Annotated in this window: 20 protein-coding genes; 4 read left to right on the forward strand and 16 right to left on the reverse strand. The window is 38.4% G+C overall.

Annotated elements, in window-relative coordinates; all coding sequences use genetic code 11:
• Window positions 1-83: 83 nt before the first annotated feature.
• Window positions 84-1,274, reverse strand: coding sequence for an O-antigen ligase family protein (locus ACTQ5J_RS08350; protein WP_441752326.1), 1,191 nt, complete (start codon window positions 1,272-1,274; stop codon window positions 84-86).
• Between the two features lie 246 nt (window positions 1,275-1,520).
• On the opposite strand from ACTQ5J_RS08350, the gene ACTQ5J_RS08355 reads away from it, so the two are divergent.
• Window positions 1,521-2,747, forward strand: coding sequence for a D-alanyl-D-alanine carboxypeptidase family protein (locus ACTQ5J_RS08355; protein ID WP_441752328.1), 1,227 nt, complete (start codon window positions 1,521-1,523; stop codon window positions 2,745-2,747).
• Between the two features lie 494 nt (window positions 2,748-3,241).
• Here the strand turns inward: ACTQ5J_RS08355 and thrS are convergent, their stop codons facing one another.
• From thrS to pepA, 12 genes are all read right to left on the reverse strand, one after another.
• Window positions 3,242-5,194: a threonine--tRNA ligase gene (gene thrS / locus ACTQ5J_RS08360; protein ID WP_441752330.1), complete on the reverse strand. Its 1,953-nt coding sequence runs from the start codon at window positions 5,192-5,194 to the stop codon at window positions 3,242-3,244.
• A 373-nt stretch (window positions 5,195-5,567) separates the two neighbouring features.
• Complete coding sequence (locus tag ACTQ5J_RS08365; protein ID WP_441752332.1) at window positions 5,568-5,774, reverse strand: hypothetical protein; 207 nt, start codon at window positions 5,772-5,774, stop codon at window positions 5,568-5,570.
• A 38-nt stretch (window positions 5,775-5,812) separates the two neighbouring features.
• A complete protein-coding gene (dnaI, locus tag ACTQ5J_RS08370; protein WP_441752333.1) occupies window positions 5,813-6,730 on the reverse strand; it encodes a primosomal protein DnaI in 918 nt (305 codons plus the stop codon).
• Window positions 6,702-8,267 carry a hypothetical protein gene (locus tag ACTQ5J_RS08375; RefSeq protein ID WP_441752335.1) on the reverse strand — a complete coding sequence of 522 codons (1,566 nt, stop codon included), beginning with the start codon at window positions 8,265-8,267 and terminating at the stop codon, window positions 6,702-6,704. The genes dnaI and ACTQ5J_RS08375 overlap by 29 nt, the downstream gene beginning before the upstream one ends.
• A complete protein-coding gene (nrdR, locus tag ACTQ5J_RS08380) occupies window positions 8,251-8,817 on the reverse strand; it encodes a transcriptional regulator NrdR (protein WP_441752337.1) in 567 nt (188 codons plus the stop codon). Before nrdR ends, ACTQ5J_RS08375 begins: the two co-directional genes overlap by 17 nt.
• A 98-nt stretch (window positions 8,818-8,915) precedes the next feature.
• Complete coding sequence (gene coaE / locus ACTQ5J_RS08385; protein WP_441752339.1) at window positions 8,916-9,509, reverse strand: dephospho-CoA kinase; 594 nt, start codon at window positions 9,507-9,509, stop codon at window positions 8,916-8,918.
• Between the two features lie 11 nt (window positions 9,510-9,520).
• Window positions 9,521-10,366, reverse strand: a complete 846-nt coding sequence (gene mutM / locus ACTQ5J_RS08390) for a DNA-formamidopyrimidine glycosylase (protein WP_441752340.1) — start codon at window positions 10,364-10,366, stop codon at window positions 9,521-9,523.
• Between the two features lie 126 nt (window positions 10,367-10,492).
• Complete coding sequence (gene polA / locus ACTQ5J_RS08395) at window positions 10,493-13,159, reverse strand: DNA polymerase I (RefSeq protein ID WP_441752341.1); 2,667 nt, start codon at window positions 13,157-13,159, stop codon at window positions 10,493-10,495.
• A gap of 81 nt (window positions 13,160-13,240) precedes the next feature.
• On the reverse strand, window positions 13,241-14,575 hold the full coding sequence (murC, locus tag ACTQ5J_RS08400; protein ID WP_441752342.1) for a UDP-N-acetylmuramate--L-alanine ligase: 1,335 nt from the start codon (window positions 14,573-14,575) through the stop codon (window positions 13,241-13,243).
• Window positions 14,576-14,589: 14 nt separating this feature from the next.
• A complete protein-coding gene (locus ACTQ5J_RS08405) occupies window positions 14,590-15,339 on the reverse strand; it encodes a hypothetical protein (RefSeq protein WP_441752343.1) in 750 nt (249 codons plus the stop codon).
• A 237-nt stretch (window positions 15,340-15,576) separates the two neighbouring features.
• The gene (gene ytpR, locus ACTQ5J_RS08410; protein ID WP_441752344.1) at window positions 15,577-16,203 is read right to left on the reverse strand and encodes a YtpR family tRNA-binding protein; all 627 of its coding nucleotides are present in this window, start codon (window positions 16,201-16,203) and stop codon (window positions 15,577-15,579) included.
• 67 nt (window positions 16,204-16,270) lie between these two features.
• Complete coding sequence (gene pepA, locus ACTQ5J_RS08415; RefSeq protein ID WP_441752511.1) at window positions 16,271-17,347, reverse strand: glutamyl aminopeptidase; 1,077 nt, start codon at window positions 17,345-17,347, stop codon at window positions 16,271-16,273.
• A gap of 237 nt (window positions 17,348-17,584) precedes the next feature.
• Between pepA and ACTQ5J_RS08420 the strand changes: the two genes are divergently transcribed.
• From ACTQ5J_RS08420 to trmB, 3 genes are all read left to right on the forward strand, one after another.
• Window positions 17,585-17,941: a hypothetical protein gene (locus tag ACTQ5J_RS08420; protein WP_441752345.1), complete on the forward strand. Its 357-nt coding sequence runs from the start codon at window positions 17,585-17,587 to the stop codon at window positions 17,939-17,941.
• Window positions 17,942-18,044: 103 nt separating this feature from the next.
• Window positions 18,045-18,830, forward strand: a complete 786-nt coding sequence (locus ACTQ5J_RS08425; protein WP_441752346.1) for a phosphotransferase family protein — start codon at window positions 18,045-18,047, stop codon at window positions 18,828-18,830.
• Between the two features lie 29 nt (window positions 18,831-18,859).
• Complete coding sequence (trmB, locus tag ACTQ5J_RS08430) at window positions 18,860-19,501, forward strand: tRNA (guanosine(46)-N7)-methyltransferase TrmB (RefSeq protein WP_441752347.1); 642 nt, start codon at window positions 18,860-18,862, stop codon at window positions 19,499-19,501.
• Window positions 19,502-19,527: 26 nt separating this feature from the next.
• Here trmB and ACTQ5J_RS08435 read toward each other — a convergent pair whose 3' ends face one another.
• The 3 genes from ACTQ5J_RS08435 to ACTQ5J_RS08445 all read right to left on the reverse strand — a co-directional run bounded on the left by ACTQ5J_RS08435 (window position 19,528) and on the right by ACTQ5J_RS08445 (window position 24,238).
• Window positions 19,528-20,856, reverse strand: a complete 1,329-nt coding sequence (locus ACTQ5J_RS08435; RefSeq protein ID WP_441752348.1) for a hypothetical protein — start codon at window positions 20,854-20,856, stop codon at window positions 19,528-19,530.
• A gap of 380 nt (window positions 20,857-21,236) precedes the next feature.
• Complete coding sequence (pepF, locus tag ACTQ5J_RS08440; RefSeq protein WP_441752349.1) at window positions 21,237-23,045, reverse strand: oligoendopeptidase F; 1,809 nt, start codon at window positions 23,043-23,045, stop codon at window positions 21,237-21,239.
• A 77-nt stretch (window positions 23,046-23,122) separates the two neighbouring features.
• Window positions 23,123-24,238, reverse strand: coding sequence for a competence protein CoiA (locus ACTQ5J_RS08445; protein ID WP_441752350.1), 1,116 nt, complete (start codon window positions 24,236-24,238; stop codon window positions 23,123-23,125).
• Between the last annotated feature and the right edge of the window lie 9 nt (window positions 24,239-24,247).

Here is a 24,247-nt window from a genome sequence, read left to right on the forward strand (position 1 = left end):
GCGAGAAACGGCATGTCTCTACTTGTTGTCTCAACTAATATAGAATACCATGCCGCCCACCAGAATGCAAGGACTTTATTAAATTATATATCGATTGTGGCTACTTTTTTTAAAACGTCGGTCGGTACAGACACAACAGCCAAAAATATAAAGCCTGTTTGTAACCAGAAGATGGCCATATCCATAATACCATGGAATAAGACAATCACTATAAAACATGTAATCAAACCGACTTCATCACGAATACTCTTATCACGCAGTGCTGCTAACGTGCGTCTGAAGAAACCCGTAAAACTCACACACAAGATCATCAGGCCATAAATGCCAAAGTTAGCGAGCGTGTCAATAAGTAACTGATGGGCGTGCATTTTCCCTTCATCTACAAATAGATAATAATAGTTTACGTAACTCATCGCCCCACGACCCATTAAAGGTTCCGTTAGGAAGATGTTCCAACCTGTGTCCCAAATAACGAAGCGATCCTCAAAAGCATAAGCTAAGGTTGTCAACCTTGGAAGTAAGTCAGGATTCAGCATTAAACCTACCAGTGCAATCACGCTAGCGCCTATCGCAATAAATGCATACTTCCGGTTTAAAAAATAAATTAACCAAACGACAGCTACCACTACTGTAGGTATTAACCACCTAGAAGCGGTCAAAATAATACTAATTGAATTCAATGCCAAAACGATGACTGATAATAGTTTGGTATGTTTAAAATGACTCCTTTTAAATAAATACATTGCAATGACTACGACGAACACACAATAAAGACCGTAGTAATTCGCATTGAAAAATGTGGCCTCTGCCCGTGTTTGAGGGTTATGGTATTTAAAAATATAGAACATATCATAACCATTTGTATACGAATATAGTAGATACTGATAAATCGACATTAGCGATAGAGGAATACTCCCCCAACAGAAAATCTTAAGTAGTAAAACGTACAGCTCTGCATTTAATTTCCGCTGATAATAAACGAAAAAGAGTGCAATTAAAGCAACCGCAATCGTTGCTAAAACGCCAATCCAATTTCGATTAATGAGTGAGACAATGATCGAATAGGCTATAAAAATACCTAACCAACCGAGTTTTTCAATTGTTTGCTTTAACTGAGCTCGATCTTGCCAACAAAAATGGACAAGAATGACAATTAATATAGGTGCTCCAATAAAAAACGGTAAAAGGATAACGATTGATGCCGAAATTATCCCTAATATCATCACATCGTGCTCTGCTAAGAAATCCTTGAGAGCTTTTGTAGATGATCCCATCGTCTAACCCCTCCTTAATATATCACAGATATTTATTCTTTAAATCACCTTATTTAAAGTTATTAACATATATTAGCACATTTTCTCAACTTGCCCAATAATTAAGATCCACTTTCAGAAATTCTTAATTTAACAGAATTTAATTTCAATAAAAATATTAAGATTACTCTTAACTTTGACTATTACTTGGAAAAAAACTTATCTTTCGCTATAATAGTAAAGAATTCATTTTAGGAGGCGTACGTTTTGTCAGTAAAGCAAAAGTTAAAACACTTGGTGTTAAGCTCACTCGTTAGTATGAGTGTTCTTTCTGTTGGTACAACCGTTTCAGCCCAAGTTGAGAATATTTCGAAAACACCGAACCTATCCCAAGATATTCAAGAGGCTACTCAATATGACCCTGTTGAAATTCCTGAAGAATATCCACAGGAACTTCTTGATTGGTATGCAAGTAATATTGATGCGCGTTCATACGCTGTCATCGATGTTGAAACAAACAAAATTTTAGCACAAACACAAGGGAATGTCCCTTACCCCATCGCTTCAATGTCAAAAATTATGGCAGTTTACCTAGTATATAAGGCAATTGACGAAGGGAAACTCTCATTAGACACAATGGTAACCATCCCTCAAGAAATTGAAGATTATTTCTCATTTAATCCAGAAATGTCAGCTGTAGGGCTATACGCTGGCGAAGAATATAGCGTGGAGGATTTAATCCACGGAATCATGTTCTTATCTGGTAACGATGCTACATCAGCATTATTATGGGAAATTTATGGTACAGAACAAGCTGCAGTTCAAGCGATTCGCGAGCAGTTAACCGAATGGGGCTTTACCGACTTCGAATTTTATACGGTATCAGGCATTCCAAACATGTACTTACCTGAGGAATTATGGATCGATGGCTCAAACGAAACAAGCGAGAATAAAATGTCCGCTGTGGATGTCGCCTTAATGAGTCAATACGTTGTAAAAGAATTTCCACATTTACTAGAAGTCACCTCCAAATATGAATACACCTTTGCTGCTGGCACAGAATTAGAGCAAGTATTCTACACGTCAAACCAATTATTAGAAGGTCAAGCTTATGGTCGTGCAGGAATTACTGGTTTAAAATCTGGTATGACAGATGCAGCTGGTCGTAACTTTGTATCTACAAGTACTGAGAATGGCCGTGAAGTAATTGCGGTTGTTATGGGGCTTTTCCCACGTGAAGATGGACTTGATGTAACGACGTATTGGGAAACGGAAATCTTACTAGATGCTTTATTAGATTATCCTGATTTATATCAATTAGAAGGTCTTCCTTCAAACAAGCGCTTAACGCGTGCTGAACGTGAAGCTGAATTAGCAAAACTTGCTGAGGAAGAAGCACAAGCAGAAATGGCTGAAGAAGGTATTGAATTAGAAAATCGCCGTGACTCTCCAGTCACAAACTTCATGCGTGATTTATTCAACATGTTTAATTAATTACGTTCTAATAAGAACAGTCTCTCGAGCAACTATTCGAGAGACTGTTTTTTTGTGGTTCAGGATGATCTAGCATTATTTTAATGGATTAACTCACAATTTGAGTCGACAGGTTAACCCCTTTAACGTGTTAACTCACTTGGCGAATCGACACATTAAACCCACATCTTCTTCAAACAATTCAATCATTGCACTAAAAGATTCCTCGTTATCAATCCCAACGCCTAATTACTCCCCTTACACAAACTCTTCCTTTGATCATCAAATTTTTTCACACCCAAAGAACTAATTCGTCCTCTGCTACCTTCATTATCTTTCACTACTCGACGTCATCAAGTATCCAAACACTGTCCACGAAAAAAACAGACAAACTGTCCCAGCTGATTTTCAGCTCTAACAAGTTGTCTGTTTGTTTAATGTAATTTTTTTCGCATCATTTGCTTGACTCAAATTCAACTCAATGAGATTTGGATTTCTGTAAGTAGATGACTTACTTAAGCTTCTTCTTCTGGACGACTCTTGCGAGCAACATCTTCAGCTAATCGTTCGATGAAAGCTGTGTAAGCTAAGCTTTCAGATTTACTTGATCCATAAGGACGTATGTTTACTGTGCCGTTTTCAACTTCTTCGTCACCAATTACGATTTGGTAAGGTACTTTTGAAGTTTGCGCTTGACGGATTTTGTAACCTAATTTTTCGTTACGTAAGTCCATTTCTACGCGGTAACCCTTAGATTTTAAGTCATGATAGATTTCTTCAACTTTATCACCATGAGCATCCAAGTTAACAGGTAATAGCACGGCTTGGACTGGAGCTAACCACGTTGGGAAAGCGCCTTTGTACTCTTCGATTAAGTAAGCCACGAAACGTTCCATCGTTGAAACAACGCCACGGTGAATCACGACCGGACGGTGGTTATCTAACCCATCTTCACCCATATAAGTCAAATCGAAACGCTCTGGTAATAAAAAGTCCAATTGAACCGTAGACATTGTCTCTTCTAAACCAATCGCTGTTTTAAACTGAACATCTAATTTAGGTCCGTAGAATGCCGCTTCTCCAATGGCTTCGAAATACTCTAAGCCTAATTCGTCCATCGCTTCTTTTAACATTGCTTCTGCTTTCTCCCACATAGCGTCATCATCGAAGTACTTCTCTTTGTCGGCTGGATCACGGTAGCTTAGACGGAAACGGTAGTCGGTTATATTGAAGTCATCATAAACATCCGCAACCAATTTCAAGACGCGTTTAAATTCATCTTTAATTTGATCTTGACGAACAAAGATATGTGCATCATTCAATGTCATTTCACGTACACGTTGTAAACCTGATAAGGCACCTGATTTCTCATAACGGTGCATCATCCCTAATTCCGCAATACGGATTGGTAATTCACGGTAAGAATGAACATCATTTTTATAGATTAACATGTGGTGCGGGCAGTTCATTGGACGTAATACCAACATTTCGCCTTCGCCCATGTCCATTGGTGGGAACATATCTTCTTGATAATGTGCCCAGTGGCCAGATGTTTTATATAAATCTGTCTTGGCCATAATGGGTGTATACACATGGTCATAACCTAAAGCAATTTCTTTATCCATAATATAACGTTCGATGGCTGTACGAATAGTTGCGCCTTTTGGTAACCAGAAAGGCAAGCCAGAACCAGCTTCTTGAGAAATCATGAAGATGCCTAACTCTTTACCTAGTTTACGGTGATCTCTTTCTTTAGCTTCTTCACGCATGCGTAAAAAGTCATCTAAGTCCGCTTGCTTGAAGAAAGCTGTCCCGTAAATACGTTGCATCATTTTATTATCTGAGTTACCGCGCCAGTACGCACCAGCTAGTGATAGCAATTTAAAGATTTTAATTTTACCTGTTGAAGGCACATGGACACCGCGACATAAATCAGTAAAGTCTTCTTGTTGATAGACTGTAATGATCTCATCAGCTGGTAAAGCCTCAATTAACTCAACTTTATACGGATCTGCAGCAAAAATTTCTAAAGCCTCTTGGCGTGATACTTCACGGCGCTCGATTGGGTAGTTTTGAGAAATAATTCGTTTCATTTCTTTCTCAATTTTTGGCAAGTCTTCTTCTGAAATTTGTTCTTCTTTATCTGTATCGTAGTAAAAACCTGAATCGATGGCCGGTCCTACACCAAAGTGAATTTCTGGGTATAAACGTGTCAACGCATGAGCCAATAAATGCGCAGTTGAATGACGCATAATTTGTAAAGCCTCGTCACTCTTCTCAGTGATAATTTCAATTGTCCCATCTATTTCCAATGGACGGACATAATCGACTAACTCACCGTTAAATTTACCCGCTAAGCCTGCTTTACCAAGCGACTTGCTAATTGCTTGCGCAACACCCTCAGTTGTAATTCCCTTATCGTATTCTCTTTGACTACCGTCTGGGAATGTTAAAATAATTTTTTCCATTTGAATTCCTCCTATAAGTCACTTGCAACCATCAGCCAATACTCATTCAATAAAAAAAAGCCCCACTGTCCAATACAAAGTATCAGACAATGGGACGTGAAATGTTGACGTGGTTCCACCCAAAATTCGTTAAAAGAGACTTCGCCCCTTTAACCTCTACTGATCTAACGCATCAGTCAACGTTCATCCTTAATCGTCAGTGACTTTCCGGATGACATAATATGAAGGGGTCATGATAATCCTTTGTAAGACGTCGCAGCACCCGTCTCTCTCTGTGGACAAAATATGATTAACATGTTGTCTTCATTTACCTATTTTTAATATAGTTAAGTTATATCATGCTTCGTAGAAATTAACAAGTCAAATTCTCAACTTATCTTCTTTTTCCGAACTGATTCATGCGAACTAAAGCAGAAATTGTCATTAAAATACCTAAAATCATTGGAAAGGCTAATATTGTCTGTTTCTCTTTAAAATAATAACCTAATAACACAATGATTTGAATCATTAATGCAATCACTAAGTGTACAATAATAAACCGTTTTTCTTTTAAATACTCTTCGCCATCTCTAGGTGTCAAGTTCCCCCATCCTTTCAATTTGTTTCATCTTTAGATTTTTATTGAGCGTGATGACGTCTGTTTTCTCCGTCCAATGCAACTTCTTTGGCTAAGAAACGAATCCGTTCCATCAAACGATTTGCTTTCACTCTTTCAATGCCATCACGACTTTCAGATAAATGAGTTTGTAAATCATTCATACTGAAGTTTGAAGTGAAGAAAGTCGCTAGTGATTCCTTCATTCTGTATTCTAAAATAACCGCCAAAACTTCATCTCGCAACCAGGCAGAGTTCGACTCGGCACCAATATCATCAAGTATTAGAATCGCTACTTTTTTGACAGTGTTTAAGGTTGCTTGAGTGGTATTAAGAGAAATCGTTCCCTTAATTTCAGTTGTGAAGGTTGGATAGTGTAACATCGTGACACCTACATTTTGTTTGACTAATTCGTTAGCTAGAGCTCCCAATAGAAATGTTTTCCCTACCCCGAATGGTCCATAAATATACAAGCCTTTAGCTAAAAGTGGTGCTTGACGATATTGTTCGACAAAATCCGCCACTTCCTCCATTAGAGCTTCTTTCCTAGGTGTGTCAAAGGTAACATCAGCCAAGCGTGCGCGACGCACATCAGCAGACATCATACGGTTATCCAATAAGGCTTGACGTTTACGACGTTGTGAGTAATCATAATACTCTTGTGTTGGGACATATGTAATATCAATGTAGCTTGAATTAATAAATAACTGAGGTGTAAAACCGGGATTCTGTCCAGGTTCTCCACGGCGTTGAGCTTTCATTTCGATCACAAACTCATTTAATTTCGATAAACTATTACTAATCATTTCTTGGGATAATTCATTTTGGTGTTGATCCACAAAGTCTTGAACAGCATCAAATTCCAGAATCTCTTTGACAGTTTTACGAAAACTTTCTTGATGTTCCGGTCGATTAAGGTACTTTTCCATCATGTGACGCATCGATTGCATTCCCCTTCACATCCTCTCCGAATAATTTGTTTAATCTCGCGCGAATGGCTTGTTCGTTCTCAGTCGTTGCAGCTGCTTGAGGTTGACTAGTTGCAGGTGTCGTTGACGTTTGCGCTTGTTGCGCTACCTGTTGGTCTTGTTGTTTCATCCAATCTGGAATCACTTCTTGACGACGGTATTTCCGATTATAACCACCTGAAGGTTGAGTCTTAGCATTTTTTGCTTGTCTTGTTTCTTGAATTTGGGCTTTATTACGTATAAACTCTAAGGCATGACCAGTCGACTGAATGTTATGTTGTTGCCATTCACTTGCAGTTCTTTGTAAATCGCCTTTATAGACACTGTCTTTTCGTTCAATAACCAAAAGATAATAAACTAAAAAGTTAATAATTTCTGGTGCTAAGGTCGTTTTAGTTGCTAAATCTCGGACATAGAACTGTTCACTATCAGTTGCGAAGCCATTTTTGGCTTGCTTAGTTCTTTCTAAAAATGTATCATTTGGCATTTGTTCACATAGAACAATCATATGAATATCTTGATCCGAAAACTGCTTGAAAGTCTCTTTAAGATTCGCATGGCGCACTTTAAGTTCTGATTGCGTATATTCATAAGGGAATGTCTGGTTAGTACGTACCTGTTCATCATTAGATGACACCGTTTTCTGTGCATTTGTCGTTGGAGCAAAGGCTGTTTCTTGACGTTTTTGCGCAAAGAACGTTTTCTTGTCCGCAATGTCTTTTAATTTATCCAACTGTATCTGGTCCGTCACATCATTAATTGCCAATAAGACGATTTGAGTCATCTGGACTTCATTCAATTCATAAACTTGACTCGTGCTTAAGACTTGTTCCTTTAAAGCTTGAGTCAACTGAGTATGTTCAACGCCTTCCGCCATAATATAACGTAAGAATTTCGCATATTCAAAATGTTCTTGAGTTGCAGATACTTCTGTTTCAGCGCTTTGTTGTTTAAATTGACGCCCTTGAACAGACTCTTGAATTTCCTCATCTGCATCACGATTAATATAATAGAAAACATCTTCAAAATTAGCGGTGATTTCCGTATATTGGTCTTCGTCAATTGGTTCAACTTGCCACATTCTAAGTAATTGATAGTAATTTTGGTCTCCAATTTGCTTATAAAGGGTCGTACTCAAGAGTGGGTTTCTAAGGAATTGCTTGACATCAAGTGGTTGCTGTAATTCATACAACAAGGTTTGATAGCGCCAATCAGTATGCGATGTGCGGTCGCGGTAAGTTCTTAATAAGCCTGCTGCTTCTAGCCGTTGACGTCCCTCATCACACGCTTTGATACCGACATTCATAATTTGGATTAATTGTGCATGTAGTATCCTTTGGCTTTGATTAGCTGTTTCTAAGGGTTGATTCATTAAGGTTAAATACAAGCTAATTGCTGATGACCCGACAATGGGCTGATACAGTTGCATTAAACTTTGCATCTGTAAAGGTGCCAGACTATATTGGTGTTTCACTAAAAAAGGTTGTAGTGGGTTAATCTTCTGACTCATTCGCCTCATTCTCCAATCTATCAGAATCGGTCGGCGATTCTGTTGATTGGTCTGACACCACATGGGATTCAGACAATGAATGATTATCGCTATTAATACCAGCTTTTTTCATCGCTTCTAACTCTTTCAAGAACATATCACGTGATTGAAACTCACGGTAGACACTGGCGAAACGAATATAACTAACCTCGTCTAATTCCATTAATAAAGGCATCACAAATTCGCCAATGCGTTTCGTTTCAATTTCTTTATCCGTTACATCACGGATCGCATTTTCTACTTGAGAGGCTAAAGTCTCCATTTGCTCACGGCTAATCGGTCGTTTCTCTGCAGAACGGACGATGCCTCTAAGTAATTTATTACGATTAAATTCCTCACGTGTCCCATCACGTTTAACAACTAGCAATGGGGATTTCTCAACACGCTCATAAGTATTAAAACGGTGGCCACATTCTAAACATTCTCGTCGACGTCTAATGGCTGTCCCATCATCATATGGTCTTGAATCAATCACTTTTGATTGTTGATGCTTACATTTCGGACATTCCAATACAATCGCCTCCTTTCAATCTTTATCTTTATTTTATCATAGCTTAGAAATTATTAAACTAATACTCGCTAGAAAACAACATGCTTGAGCGATTTAGTTTAATTATTGATAGACTTTAATAACATCTGTACTTGTTCTCTTGTTTCTTCGATACTACCCGAATTGTTGATGATCACATCAGCTAACTTCTTTTTCTCTTCAATCGATAATTGAGAAGCCATTCTGGCTTGCGCTGCTTCTTGTGATAGTTGATCTCTTTTTTTTAAACGCTCCAATTGAATCTTCTCTGGAATATAGACTAACCAAATCGAATCAAAACGGTCTGTAGCAATTGTTTCAAACAATAAAGGGATATCTAACACGACAAGTGTCTCACCATTTGAATGGTACCGCGCTACTCGCTCAAACATTGTCTCATAAATTATCGGATGCAATAGTTGATTGACTTGCTTGCGAACTTCTTCATTATCAAATAGTTTTTGGGCTAAGACTGGTCGATTCAACTGTCCTTGCGGGTTCAGTAACTCTGCGCCAAAGGTTTGAACCAGTTTTTCCAAACCGGGAGTTCCCGGTTCGACAACTTCTCGTGAGATTAAATCTGCATCAATGACAGGAACACCTAAGGAAAGTAAATAATTTGAAACCGTCGACTTTCCTGTAGCAATCCCACCAGTTAATCCTATCACACGCACGTAATCCCTCCTTATTGCACAATAACTTGACAATGAGGACAAAAATGTGTTCCCCTTTGCGCAAATTGAATTTTATGAATCAGTGTCCCACAGACTACACAAGGTTCATCCTGGCGTCCATAAACCATTAAAATTTGCTGAAAACTCCCTGCTTCCCCGAGTGAGTTTTTATAGGAGCGAATCGTTGAACCCCCCGCTTCAATCGCCTCATCTAAGACAGCCATAATCGTTTGATGTAACAGACTGACTTGTTCTTCGCTCAAGCGATTTGCTGCTGTTCCCGGATGAATTCGCGACCTGAATAAGGTTTCATCGACATAGATATTGCCTAAACCGACCACCAATTTCTGTTCCAACAAAGCCGGTTTAATGGCCTTTTTAATTAGTCTCAGTTGCTTTTGGAATATTTCTAATAGAAATTCATCCGCGACCGGTTCTGGCCCTAATTTTTTCTCTAAAAAATATGTGTCCAAGTCAGCCGTTTTTAGTCGCTCAATGCGTCCAAACTTTCTGACATCATGATAATGTAATTGGCTACCATCCGTAAAGTAGTAACGAACGTGCGTATGTTTGGCCATTTCTGTTTGTAAACTGTTTTCGTCAGGATAATATAAATATTTCCCTTCCATACGTAAGTGAGAAATCAACAGATAGTCACTCAATTGAAAGACTAAATATTTGCCCCGACGACCAATTCCTTCGATTGTTTGGCCAATTAATTCATGTTGCCACTGTTCGAGCGACTCATCTGTTCGAATAATCCTTGGCCATGAAACATGCACTCTCTCAATCGTTTTACCGATCACTAGTTGCGCTAATCCTTTACGAACTGTTTCAACTTCTGGTAATTCTGGCAATCTGGTCAAATCCTTTCTAAACGATTAGTCATTAACTGGTAATTAATGATAAAACAGACACTGACAGCTCCCTATCATTAATGAGCAGATGGATAGCGGTTCTATGTTCATAGTGGGAAGATTTAATTATTTCAATTCAAACCAGTCTTTGCCACTATTGTAGTCCACCTTTAATGGCACTAACAAGTCTACCGCATGTTCCATGACTTGAGGAACAATTTCTTCTAGACGGCTAATTTCTTCAGCTGGTGCTTCTAAGATTAACTCATCATGCACCTGTAATAAGAGACGCGCTTGTAAATTTTCCTTCAGAATCACTTCACGCAACTGAACCATCGCAATCTTCAAGATATCAGCGGCGGTCCCTTGAATCGGCGAGTTAATAGCCGTTCTTTCCGCAAACGAACGTAAATTGAAGTTGCTTGAATGGATATCTGGTAAATAACGGCGACGATTGAACATCGTTGTGACATAACCATCTTCTTTGGCTTGGTCAACAACTTCTTTCATAAACTTCTCAATCCCTGGATATTGCTCGAAGTAGCGATCGATAAAACTTTTCGCTTCCGGACGTGAGATGCCCAAGTTTTGAGACAAGCCATAATCACTGATACCATAGACTATTCCGAAGTTAACGGCTTTGGCTTGGCGGCGATAGTCACTATTGACTGGCTCATCTTCTGGCAGACCAAAGACACGACGGGCTGTCGCAGCATGGATATCTTCGCCGTCTTTAAAAGCTTGCATCATATGTTCGTCTTGACTGATGTGAGCTAAAACGCGCAATTCGATTTGCGAATAGTCAGCGCCAAATAGTTGCCAATCAGCTTTAGATGGCACAAAAGCTTGACGGATTTTACGCCCTTCTTCCAAACGAATCGGAATATTCTGCAAGTTAGGATCCGTACTACTCAAACGACCTGTTTGAGTTAAAGTCTGGACAAACCGTGTATGTATTTTCCCGTCCTCTTTAATATAAGGCGGTAAACCTGCTAAATAAGTGCCTTGTAGTTTAGATAAGGTGCGATATTCCAGAATTTCCGCAATAATTGGATGACTGCCTAATAGTTTATCCAAGACATCTGCAGCTGTACTGTAACCCGTTTTTGTTTTCTTAATGACGGGTAAATTCAGTTTTTCGAACAGAATCGTTCCTAACTGTTTAGGTGAATTAACGTTGAAAGCCTCTCCAGCATGTTCATGAATACTTAATTCCATTTCCTTAAGTAAGGTAATCATTTGTTCATTACGTACCTCTAAGACTTCACGGTTTACCGCAATGCCTCGGACTTCCATTTCAGCTAAGATGAGTGCTAATGGCATTTCAATTTCATGGAATAAGTCGAGCATTTCTAAATCAGTCAGTTTTTTAATTAAAGGTGCTTCAAGTTCACCCATCGTAATGACTTTATTAGCTAAGTGTTGATCTAATACTGTTAGGTCTTCCGGAACTGCTTTTTTAGCCCCTTTTCCATAAACAGCTTCATCGTATAAAACGATATTGGGTACATCGACTAATCGCACAATATCCGTTAACTCTTGAGCATTGTGAACATCAATTAAATAGGTTGCGATTAAAGTATCAAATGTCACCCCGTCTAATTGTGCGCCATTAATGGCAGCAATGACACGTTCACGTTTACTATCAAAAGTTATCTTAGAGTGAGCCGCCGATGCCAACCAGTCCTTGAATAGTTCACTACCATACGCTACTTCAGCCGTTGCAGTATAAAGTGTTTGCGTGTCTAAATCAGACCATGCGACCCCAACAACTTTTCCGAAGTGATAATTATCTTCTAGCATTTCAGTGTATAAGACGGCTTTTTTAGGCAGATGCTCTGCTTTTATTTCTTCTAAACGTAATGTTTCATATTGCGGTAATTGGGCAGCGGCTTCTTGTGAGATAGTCGTATCCGTCATCTCACCTTGAAGTGCTTTCAAAGCCGCATTGAATTCCATTTGACGATAAAATTCCATTAAATCGTCAACATTGCGTCCCTTGTAAGTCAAGTCCTCAATCGTCAACTCAATAGGTGTTTCAAGTAAGATTCTTGCTAAATCCTTACTCATGAAAGCTTGTTCACGGTCATTGATAATGTTTTCTTTCATTTTAGAAGGTTTTAATTGATCTAAATTCTCGTACATATTCTCAACTGAACCAAATTGATGCAATAATTTAAGGGCTGTTTTTTCACCAATTCGTGTAATACCAGGGTAATTATCCGAACTGTCTCCCATTAAACCTTTCATATCAATGATTTGTTCAGGTGTAATATCAAATTTCTCACGAATAACATCTGGCGTATAAGGTTCCAAATCACTGACACCTTTACGTGTGATATATACCGTTGTATTATCGCTCGCTAGTTGAGTTAAGTCCTTATCTCCTGAAATGATAATAACTTCATCTTCTGGTGCTGCTTGATGGGCTAATGTCCCAATGACATCATCCGCTTCATAACGCAAGATGTCATAATGACGGATGCCGTAAGCATCGAGTAATACTCTAAAATAAGGCATTTGTTCTTTAAATTCACTTGGCGTCTTTTGACGGCCACCTTTATATTCCTGGTATTTTTCGGTTCTAAAGGTGATTTCACTTCTATCAAAAGCTACTAAAATATGCGTCGGTTCAAATCTTTTTAATACATCATCTAACATACGATTGAAACTGAATAAGGCGTTCGTATGTAAGCCAGCTCTATTTTTAAAATTCTCAATATTCAAAATTGAATAAAAGGCTCTAAAAGCTAAGCTGCTTCCATCAATTAACATTATTTTACGCTTGGTCATTAAACATTCTCCTCCGTTTTTAGCATGATGACACGAAAAGGCCAACGAGATATTCGAACTATCCATCGTTGACCTGTAGTTTTATAATTTATTAGGTTTCAATTGAGCATAAGATGTTTCAAATTGACGAGCAATTTGGTCAATGTCCCCTGCTCCCATAAATAAGATGACAGCATCTTGGTATTTCATTAAAGGTGATAAATGTTCATTAGAAATAATCTCTACATCATCTTTAATTAAGTTAGCTAAATCCTGAATCGTCACTTCACCAACTGCCTCACGGGCTGAATTAAAGATATCAACTAAATAAACTTCATCTGCTAAGTTCAGCGCTTCAGCGAATTCATGTAATAAAGCAACCGTACGACTAAAAGTATGCGGTTGGAATATAGCAACCACTTCACGATTCGGGTATTTTTGTTTAGCAGCATCAATCGTGGCACGTATTTCCGATGGATGGTGAGCATAGTCATCAATTAGTGTTAAGTCATGAACTTGCTTCACTGAGAAACGACGTTTCACGCCACTGAATGTTTTTAAATGTTCCGCAATATCTGTTGCTTTGAAGCCTTCTAATTGTAAAACAGTGATAATCGCTAAGGCATTTAAGATATTATGTTCGCCATAAGCTGGTAAATGGAAGCGACCAAAGCGCTCACCTTTGATGACAACATCAAAGTCAGAACCATCGACTGTCCGTTCAATCTTCGTTGCATATACATCAAATGCTTCATTAAAACCGTAGTAATAGATCGGCACATCAGCTTTTAAATCTGGCAAATAGTCATCTTCTCCACATGCTACAATCGCTTTTTTTGCTTGCATAGCAAATGTTTGGAAGGCTTGGAAAACATCTTCAATCGAACGATAGTAATCCGGGTGATCAAAATCAATATTTGTGATAATGGTATAATCTGGTTGATAAGCTAAGAAATGGCGACGATATTCACAAGCTTCTAAAGCAAAATAAGTCGACGATTCGTCACCATAACCTGTACCATCACCGATTAAATAACTTAATGGTGCTAAATTTTTAAGGGTGTGTGATAACAATCCTGTTGTCGATGTTTTACCATGAGAACCTGTTACCGCAATACTTGTATATTGTGAAATCAAATTTCCAATAAAGTCATGGTAGCGTGAAATTGGTAAATCTAATTCACGCGCACGAACAAGCTCTGGATGGTCGTCTCCAAAAGCATTCCCTGCTATAATTGTCTGACCAGCTTGAATATTATCTGCATCAAACTCCAACATGTTAATGTTTTGGTTTTCAAGTTCTTGTTGGGTAAAGAAATACTTCCCAATATCGCTTCCTTGAACTTTAAACCCTTCGCCGTGAAGAATTAAAGCTAAGGCACTCATACCAGAGCCTTTAATGCCGACAAAATGATAGGTCGTATTTTTGTTAATCATGTAAATTGTTCCTCCTAATGTTCAAACAGCAAAAACGTCTCTCGCGTTTTTACCAAACGTTTCGCAAGCTCCCTTATTTCTTCCACATCTTCTTTGCGTCGTTCATGACCTTTATAAGGTTTAGGAAGTTCTGTCGGTTGAAAGACAGTCTTGGACGATGGCTTTTCTTTCACACTTGTGTCATACGTCGTCGATGTCTTTACAGATGTTTCAATAGTTTCTTGCTGGTTCTCTTTTAGCGTCTTTGTAAGTTGTGGATAAGTTTCTGCAAGCGTTCGAGCTGGTCGATTAGGTTGAACAGGTTTACTCATCGGTTGTGTCTGTCTTTCATTCATTGCGTTTTCTAAAGACGCTTGATTTAATTTTTTTATTTGCTTTTCATGGTTCTTCAAAAAAGGGATCTCATAATCAGCTTGTGGGGTTGCACGATTGGCTTGTTCAAATGTCGAACGTTGAATCTGTTGTTGCGACGATTGCCCTTGCCCTTCATATTCTGGTCGTTTTTCTCTAACATCCATTTGTGAAGCAATCGCTTCGTGGTCACTTGCCTCTTTAGCTTGTTGCGTTGGAAGCAGCGGATGATCCGACCTATTGGATGCCTTTGGCATGTCTGATATTGTCGGAAACACTTTTCTGCGTTCTTTCATCGCAGGCTCAAAATATGTTTTAGAAGATTCACGTTGAGAAAGCTGATTAAAACGACGGTTCTTTAATGAGTGTGATTCTTTCTTTTGGTTAAAAGCAGGTCCATCATATTCAGTCATCGTTTTCCCCCTTCTTGATGTGCCATTATATTATAAAGCATTATCACGAAATACATTTGAGCAAACCAGTGTGACTTCATAACAAACATCGGCGTTTCAATGACTAAACATTAAAACGACTCGCTTACATAATCAGTAGTGGTCGCTCAACTATTATCGATTATTTAGAATAATTGGAATAATTGGAATAATTGGAATCATGGTGTTTATTCATACCACTTTCCTGATTCAATTGACTTAGTAAGCTGCCACTACATCTTTTAATGAAGTGCCTGCTTCAAACTGAGGTCTCAGTTCCCAGATCCCTGGCAAGTCTTCCAGGTAGGCTAAACCTAGTTCACGAGTTGAACAAATCATGCCCAAGCTTTCAACGCCACGTAAAGCACCTGCCCAAATAATGGCACCAGAAGGCATGACTGCGCCTGGCTTAGCCACCAAAACGTGTTGACCTTTTGCAATATTACGAGCACCACAAACAATTTGCAAGACTTCATCTTCGCTTACGCGTGTTTGAGTGATGCTTAAATGATCGCTATCTTGATGTGCGACACATTCTTCCACGTAACCTACGACAAATTTAGGTGAATTATCGAAAGCCACTGTCACATCAAAACCAGCTGCTTGAATTAATCCATTCACACTATCTGCTTGTTCTTGACTCAATGCTACTAGGCCATTGCCCGCTATTTCTAACGTTTTAGAAATATTGAAAAGGTTGAGCGCAACGACTGATTCGTTTGTACGATCTTTGATAAGTGTGACATCTCCATTTGATTTTGTAACAACATGATCATCTGAAATTGATCCACTTGTTAACATTAAAACATCACCAACGGCTTGTTGATTATAAAAAGCTAACCACATGTATAATATAGTCCTTCCTTGATTTAAAATGATTGTTATCTATAGCTCTACTATTCTACTACATTTCTTAACTGTTTTGAAGAATAGTTTCTAAAGTTGTTCGGTCAAAAGTAGTGACTATTTTTTGAACCATTTCTTTTGCTGCGTCATAATCAGAAATTCTGAATAATGTCTGGTGTCCGTGAATGTAACGTCCTGCTACTCCGATGACTGCACTGGGCACACCGGCATTCATTACATGAGCCGCCCCAGCATCCGTTCCACCTTTAGAGAAGAAGAATTGATAAGGGATGTTGTGCGTTTGTGCAGTGTCGAATAAAAATTCACGCATGCCTTTATGAGTGATATGTCCAGGATCTTGTACACGTAATAAGAAACCTTCGCCTAATTGACCGAATTCATCTTTTTTACCTTCTGTATCATTTGCTGGTGAACAATCCACCGCTAGGAAAACATCTGGTTGATACTCATGTACCGCTCCTTTAACGCCACGTAAACCGACTTCTTCTTGAACAGTCGCGCCAGCAATTAAAGTAGAGTCTAATGCTACATCTTTTACAGCTTGTAATGTTTCCAACATCACTGCACAACCATAACGGTTGTCCCAAGCTTTCGCTATAATATTCTGCTTATTGGCCGTATAAACGGTCTCAGTCTCTGGCACAATGGAATCGCCTGGACGAACGCCATACTCTAAAGCTTCTTCTTCAGATACAAAACCTGCATCAAATAAAATATCTTCTACTTTTAACTTGCTGTCTCCTTTAGCCCCTCTTAATAAATGTGGTGCTACAGAACTAGAAATACACACATAGTCTCCTTTGCGAGTTTGTAGTGTATAACGCTGCGCTGAGACACTGTAAGGATTCCAGCCACCAATTGGTACAACAGCTAAAGAACCGTTTGGGGTAATACGGCTAACCATAAAACCAACTTCGTCCATATGTGCTGCTAACATCAACTTAGGTGCATTTGTGTCGGTATTTTTTTTCACACCAAAAACATTCCCTAAACCACTAATGTTCACTTCATCTACTAATGGTGTCATGTGTTCTTTTAAGTATTGGCGAACACGGCCTTCATTACCGGAGATACCTTGTAATTCCGTTAAGTCTTTAATTAATTTAAATGTTTTATCTTCCATATGCATGTGACAGAATAAATCTGCCGCCTCCTTTTTAACAACATTATTCATCTGTATATCTATTCCATTTTTACACAAACCCCTTGTAAAATCAATGTTTTGCTGTTTAAGATAGCTCTCAAGTCTTTAATAGATTCTTAACTTTTGAAGACTGTAATCTACTACATTATTTTTCGCAGAAAAGACTGAATAATGTTACAATGTATGATACTAAGTGTACATACAAGGAGTGTAAGCATGTTAAATAATCGTTCGAACAACCTATTAAATACCTTACTCGTAGCCACAGGAATCATAATCGGTGCAGCAGGTGTTGCTTTCTATAAAGAAAACCGTGCGTTGAATGCAGGGAAAGTCTTAAATCAAGTCCGCAGTATTTTCTCTGTACAAGGTCCGATTGAAGGCTCATGGATAGATTACGAAGCCGTAGAATATGAAACCTTCGATAGCCAGCCACTTGTGTATATTGGCGGGATTAGCCGCATTGAACAAGATCGTTTGGTTCAGTATCAATTCGCTTGTGATATCTACACAGGTGACATTTTAGATACCTTTGTCATAGCAAATGATGCAGTCAAACAACAATATCATTAAATTTTAATGTCAAAAGGGCTTGACCCTACACATTTGCGTGATACAATGTAATTTCGTGATTAATTAAGGCAAGACTCTAAAAAATGAAGAAAGGAGCACTATTATGGCATTTAAAGAGAAAGAAGACTGGCAATTACACCCGATTGGTGGGAATACTGGCCGAGCATATATGGGTGTAAAAAGTGACGAGAAAGTCTTTCTCAAACGTAATACCTCTCCCTTCATCGCTGCACTATCTGCTTCAGGTATTACTCCCAAATTAAGATGGACACAAAGAACTTATTCTGGAGATATTCTAACGGCTCAAGATTGGACCGAAGGAGAATTACTTACAAAAGACAATATGGCAGATGAAGCAGTTATTAAACTGATTAAAGATATCCATGATTCAACTTACTTATTGAACATGTTACGTTTTGTAGATGGGAAAGTGTGTCGTCCACTCGATTTAATTGATTTGTATTTCAGCGACTTAGCTCCCTCACTTCAAAACCATCAATATTTTAATCAAGTTATCCAAAGTCTTGAAGACTCTATCGATGATGATTTTTACCAAGTAGACTATGTAGTGTGTCACGGCGACTTAAACCATAACAACTTTTTGGTTTCAGCCGATGAACAACTTTATCTTGTCGATTGGGACAACGTCCGTGTAGCTGATCCATTAAGCGATATCACTTTACTACTCGTCCAATACTTTACACCAAGCGAGTGGATGGAATGGTTCGAAGCTTATGACTTTAACATGAGTGAAAGTTTCTATAAACGTGTGAGATGGTATAGTATTTTAAACTGTTTATTCTTAATCAAACAATATTTCAACGAAAATCGTCACCATAAATTGAACGAGATCGTCTTATTACTAAAAAGTATTTACGAACAACATTAACAAGCAATAGACAAGGAGTCAGCCGAACAATGCGTCTAAGACACAAACCATGGGCAAAAGATAAATTAGCTGAATACCCACAATACGTTCCAGAAAAACCGGAAGACTTAATCGGCAAATGGCAAACACGCTTTGCTAAAGAGCAACCGATTCATCTTGAAGTAGGTTCAGGTAAAGGTAAATTCATTGTGGAAATGGCCGCAGCTCATCCAGAAATCAATTACATCAGCATGGAATTACAGACTAGCGTCATCATTTCTGTGCTTGAATTACAAATCGAAGCACAATTACCTAACTTACAAATTGTGAATGCTGACGGACGAGACTTATCTCAATACTTCAGCCCAGGTGAATTAGACCGCGTCTACTTAAACTTTAGTGACCCATGGCCTAAAAAACGTCATGAAAAAAGACGCCTAACCTCTTCTGATTTTTTAAAACAATATCAAATCATTTTAAAACCCAAAGGTGAGATTCACTTTAAGACCGATAACCAAGGCCTATTTGAATTTTCACTCGCCAGTATGTCTGAATACGGCATGTTCTTCAAACAAGTATGGCTTGACCTACATCGCTCAGGTTACGAAGGCAACATCATGACCGAATACGAAGAAAAATTCTCATCCAGAGGGTCAAGAATTTACCGTCTTGAAGCCGCTTTTCGAGATTAAATCATCAAAAAAAAAAGAAGAAGCCACTAGGCCTCTTCTTTTTTTATTTTCTGTTGCTTATCACGAAAAATTCCTTCATTAATAATAAACTTGGCCGAAATAAAGGACCATTCCTTTTGAGACTCACGCTCAAAGTATTCTAAATATGCCCCTGGAGTCAACACCCCATTCAAAGCTAGTATATCCACACCACTAGTGCCTATTAATTGATCTGCCAATAAAACACAATTCGTCCCTAGGACAAAATAAGTCTTAAACTTACCTCTTGAAAACTTAAAGAGCGTCGCTTCAGTTGCCTTCTGCATTTTCCCAACGTAATCTTGCCTTTGACTCTCTTCAGTTAACTCCCAACTTTGCGTATCTGCCATTAAATTTTCTAACTCTGCCTCTAATGCAATTTTCTGTTGACTTGATAAGCGAATCGCATAAACAAAAACCGTCGATCCTTCACTCATACAGAATTCAATATACTTAAACTTATCTGCAACGAATAAGACCCCATCACCAATCAAATCAAAGACCTTTCGAGACTCGATGTCATGATTGCCATAAGAATAGACCTGATTCTTATAACTAATATCCACATGTCCTACACGGTCAAAGCCAGTTTTCCCTACATGAATAAACACTTCTAAATCTTCGGCATTATACTGATTATAAGTCTTTCTATTCGCTTCAACTATTGCTACTGAAGTATTCGGACTCACACCTTCTACGGTAAAATACTGATTAAATTCACGAATCAAAGTATCAGGTAAAAGAACGGTAAAAATAACCGGAGCCCCAATTCGCCACCGTCTCTTATGACTGACAGATCTAACTGCTTGTTTAGCTGCATCTCTGCCATCGATAATTGACGCTACGCCTAATAGAATGAAGTACCACCCCACCCTAATCAATGTACTATCCACTGCGGTCGGCAAAACTAAACTAGATAAACCAAAGAATAAATGGATAGTCGCTCTAATTAATATATCAAAGTGGTGTTTCACTCCATCATTTACCATCAATAAATAAGACATCACATTGATTACTGCCATCAATAATTGATAATAACCAATGGCTTTTACAAGGAATACCGTCGTGAAATCTTGTTCGAGCAGTAGCCAAGACGCTATCATTAAGTGAGCACAAGCCACTAATAATTGCATAATAATTTGAGATAGTTGCTTATTCGATCGTTGCCACATAACCACCTGCATAAATTTAGCACCACCATTGATAAATAAGAAAGCAATAATCACTTGCGTAAAGAAAATAATGACTTGCTCGCGAAAGATAAACAAGGCGATTGCGAGACTAATCGATAAGATTCCACGCAAAATCAAATTCAAATTCTCATAACGATTTCTCATCCAATCACCCCTTAATCATTTTGTAGTTAGCTATAAGTATATCTGATTAACCGTTTGATTCAAGCTAGAGCTTAATTCAACATAAAAAATTCACATATTCTCCCAACTCCTCCGATTTCTTGGATCGTCACCTTGAAATGAGTGGTAGATGTGGAATGGTCAGTGAAATAAGAGAAGAGAGTTAACTTGAATGAATCCTTTCAATTTTTGTTTTTAAACCTATCGACCCAATCATTTAGTTGACATATTTAATCTCAATACCCAAGATAGCAACTTAAAATAAAAACTCTCACATATCACCAGTCCATTCACTTACAGTATATAAACTGTAAGCAACAATAGTTTGGCTAATGTGAGAGAAAAGACTCAATCGATTAAGCTTATTGTTTTGCTAATAATGTTTCGAATTCATTTAGACGCTCTGCAAAGACATCTAAAGCAGCATCAATATAATCACTTTGTGTCATATCAAGGCCAGCAATTTTCATTGTGTCAATGGCATAATGACTATTACCCGACTTCAAGAACCCTAAATAGTTATCCAATGCGCCTTCTTCTCCAGCAAGAATTCTATCTGAGAAAGCTGTCGCAGCAGCGAAACCAGTCGCATATTGGAATACATAATAGTTATAATAGAAATGCGGAATACGCGTCCACTCTAAAGCAATCTCAGAGTCTGAATTTACAGCAGGACCATAGTATTTAGCATTCATTTTCTGATAATTTTCTGATAAAAATTGTTGCGTTAATGGAATACCATTAGCATCAGATTCATACATAAAGTGCTCAAATTCAGCAAATTGTGTTTGACGGAACATCGTTCCTTTTAAGCCATCTAAGAAATGATTCAAGACATACAATCTTACCTTTGGTTCAGTGTATGTTTCTAACAGATAGCTTGTTAATAAGTTTTCGTTCGTTGTCGACGCAATTTCTGCTAAGAAAATTGAATAGTTACCATAAACAAACTCTTGGTTTTTATGCGTTAAGTAGCTATGTGCACTATGGCCCAATTCATGAACAAGCGTATATAACCAATTAACGTTATCTTGCCAATTCATTAATATATATGGCTTGCTATCATAAGTACCTGAAGAATAGGCACCGCTTCGTTTGCCTTTGTTTTCAAATAAATCAATCCAACGCTCATCAAAGGCTTCTCGCATAATTCCGACATATTCTTCACCTAATGGCGCTAAAGCTTTCAGTGTGATTTCTTTGGCTTCTTCGTACGTAAAGTTAATCGGTGCCTCACCAAGTAACGGTGTGTACATATCGTACATTTCTAAGTCTTCAACATTCAATAAGTCTTTACGTAAGTTAACATAGCGATGTAATAAATCTAGTCGATTTTCAACCGTTCCTAACAATGTATCGTAAACAGATTCTGGAATGTTATTTTGGAATAAGGCTGCTGCACGCGCTGATTCGAAGCGACGCACCTTTGCTTGATAGTTATTTGTTTTAATTTGAGTACTTAAAACAGAAGCCATCGTGTTTTTGAATTGTTCGTAAACACGATAAAAACCTTTGAAAGTATCACGTCGCACACGTCGATCTGAACTTTCTAATAGTTTCCCATATAAACTATGGGTTAATTGAACTTTCTGACCCTTCTCGTCTTCAATCGATGGGAAAACTAAATCTGCATTATTTAATAAGCCGAAAGTTTTCGTCGCTCCATCGAAAATTTCACTTGCTTGGGCTAGTAACATCTCTTCTTCTTTTGATAAAACATGGGCACGAAAACGCGTTCTGTCGTCTAACATCTGACGATAAACTGCTAAGCGTGGGTTTTCTTCTAACCATTTAGTAAGTGTTTCTTCCTCAATCGCAAGTAATTCTGGTTCAAAGAAAGACACTGTTTGAGAAAATTGGCTATACAATTGGCCAGCACGTGCATCCAGTGTTTGATAAGTTGAGTTGTTTTGATCTTGGTCATTTTTCATTGAAGCATAAACATATAAGTTACTTACGGTTCTTTGCGTATCCAAGAGCACTTCAATTGCTCCAACTAATTGATCCGAACTTTCGCTCAAACTGCCTTGAACGGCACTTAATTTAGGTAATTTTTCTTGTAATAATTCGAAATCAGCTTCCCAAGCTGCATCGTCTGCGTACATCACACTTAAATCCCAAGTGTATTTTTCCTCGACTTGGTCACGAGTCATGATTTGTTGAGTAGACATCCTCATCCTCCTAAGATAATTATCATAATTTTCACTACAAAATAATCTTAACACACGGATAGCCAATTTAAAACGTTTTAGCTATGAACTTTGGTATGTAATTTCCAGCGATGATAGCCAGCTCTTTCTATCAGTTCTTTTTCAAGAAACAGATTAACGAGACTTGGTACTAGTAAAGAAACAAGGTCCTCTTCAATAAGTGGCATGTCCGCCATTACTAAGTGACCTGCTTGAACCAATGCATGGATGCCATTTTCTAAATCAGTTTTGGTAAATGAGTCATGTTCACATTGACTGATAAGATAGAAGCACCACGCCAGGCAAAGCCAGCCCGGTGATTTAAACACAAGCATTTGCCATCTTTCCATCACCATCCATTGAGGCAAAGTTTGTAACAGAACCCCTTTAGCGTATAAATCACGAATTGCTTTTTGGTAGGTGCTTTGTGTCATGATTTGCTTTATGTGTCTATAATAGGTCGCTTGACGCTGTGGTCGTCGGTATAAAGGATAGTGAACCTTGTCATTCACATAGTTTTCAGGGAACTCCCAGACATTGTATAAAGGAACATCCAAGTCTAACCGTTTCTCGGACAATTGAATTCGATGCGCTTGATAAATGATCGGCATCTTAAATTTGATGACCCACTCTCGTTTCGAAACGTTCAATGCTTGCCAATGAAAGCCTAGGACACTAGAATAGGCTACCATCGTTTGAAGCCACGTTTGACGGTAGCCTCCTTTAAATACTTCTTCATCAATTAGCCAAGTACACTTATCGACAGCTTGAAGATAATTCTGTGTGCGTGAACGAATCAACTCAGCCCCAATGGGGACTCTTTGAAATTCAATCACTTGGCGCGGTGTCAAAGAATGACTATTTAATAAATAGACATCTGCTATTTGTTGAGCTATCTCGATTGGATGTTCTATCTGGACAGCATAGCCCGATGCTTCGAGAGTGTTTTGAAGTAATCGTTTGGCAGTGAGATGGGTTTCGGACTCTTGTGTGTGCCTTGCTGGTAAATCATTCTGGCAACTAGTTAGATGACTGAAGTAACCCTTGCCGGTACTACTGATTTTGTGAGTGAGCACTTGTTGGCAAGTCGGACAATAAAAAGTCGGCTGCTCAGCCGTCTCTTTCATTTCATTGGCATAGATGATTTGACCGTCACTTGTAATGGCTGCGTACATAAAAAAATC

It is taken from the genome of Fundicoccus sp. Sow4_F4, assembly GCF_052116145.1.
Taxonomy (GTDB): Bacteria; Bacillota; Bacilli; order Lactobacillales; family Aerococcaceae; genus Fundicoccus.

Bases quoted from the DNA above. Each gene is read 5' to 3' on its own strand.
- ytpR (WP_441752344.1), bottom strand. From the start codon at position 16,203: ATGTGGTTAGCTTTTTATAATCAACAAGCCGTTGGTGATGTTTTAATG.
- pepA (WP_441752511.1), bottom strand. From the start codon at position 17,347: ATGGAAGATAAAACATTTAAATTAATTAAAGACTTAACGGAATTACAA.
- dnaI (WP_441752333.1), bottom strand. From the start codon at position 6,730: ATGCGTCACATGATGGAAAAGTACCTTAATCGACCGGAACATCAAGAA.
- pepF (WP_441752349.1), bottom strand. From the start codon at position 23,045: ATGTCTACTCAACAAATCATGACTCGTGACCAAGTCGAGGAAAAATAC.
- ACTQ5J_RS08375 (WP_441752335.1), bottom strand. From the start codon at position 8,267: ATGAGTCAGAAGATTAACCCACTACAACCTTTTTTAGTGAAACACCAA.
- ACTQ5J_RS08420 (WP_441752345.1), top strand. From the start codon at position 17,585: ATGTTAAATAATCGTTCGAACAACCTATTAAATACCTTACTCGTAGCC.
- ACTQ5J_RS08445 (WP_441752350.1), bottom strand. From the start codon at position 24,238: ATGTACGCAGCCATTACAAGTGACGGTCAAATCATCTATGCCAATGAA.
- thrS (WP_441752330.1), bottom strand. From the start codon at position 5,194: ATGGAAAAAATTATTTTAACATTCCCAGACGGTAGTCAAAGAGAATAC.
- ACTQ5J_RS08350 (WP_441752326.1), bottom strand. From the start codon at position 1,274: ATGGGATCATCTACAAAAGCTCTCAAGGATTTCTTAGCAGAGCACGAT.
- ACTQ5J_RS08435 (WP_441752348.1), bottom strand. From the start codon at position 20,856: ATGAGAAATCGTTATGAGAATTTGAATTTGATTTTGCGTGGAATCTTA.
- trmB (WP_441752347.1), top strand. From the start codon at position 18,860: ATGCGTCTAAGACACAAACCATGGGCAAAAGATAAATTAGCTGAATAC.
- ACTQ5J_RS08425 (WP_441752346.1), top strand. From the start codon at position 18,045: ATGGCATTTAAAGAGAAAGAAGACTGGCAATTACACCCGATTGGTGGG.
- murC (WP_441752342.1), bottom strand. From the start codon at position 14,575: ATGATTAACAAAAATACGACCTATCATTTTGTCGGCATTAAAGGCTCT.
- polA (WP_441752341.1), bottom strand. From the start codon at position 13,159: ATGACCAAGCGTAAAATAATGTTAATTGATGGAAGCAGCTTAGCTTTT.
- ACTQ5J_RS08405 (WP_441752343.1), bottom strand. From the start codon at position 15,339: ATGACTGAATATGATGGACCTGCTTTTAACCAAAAGAAAGAATCACAC.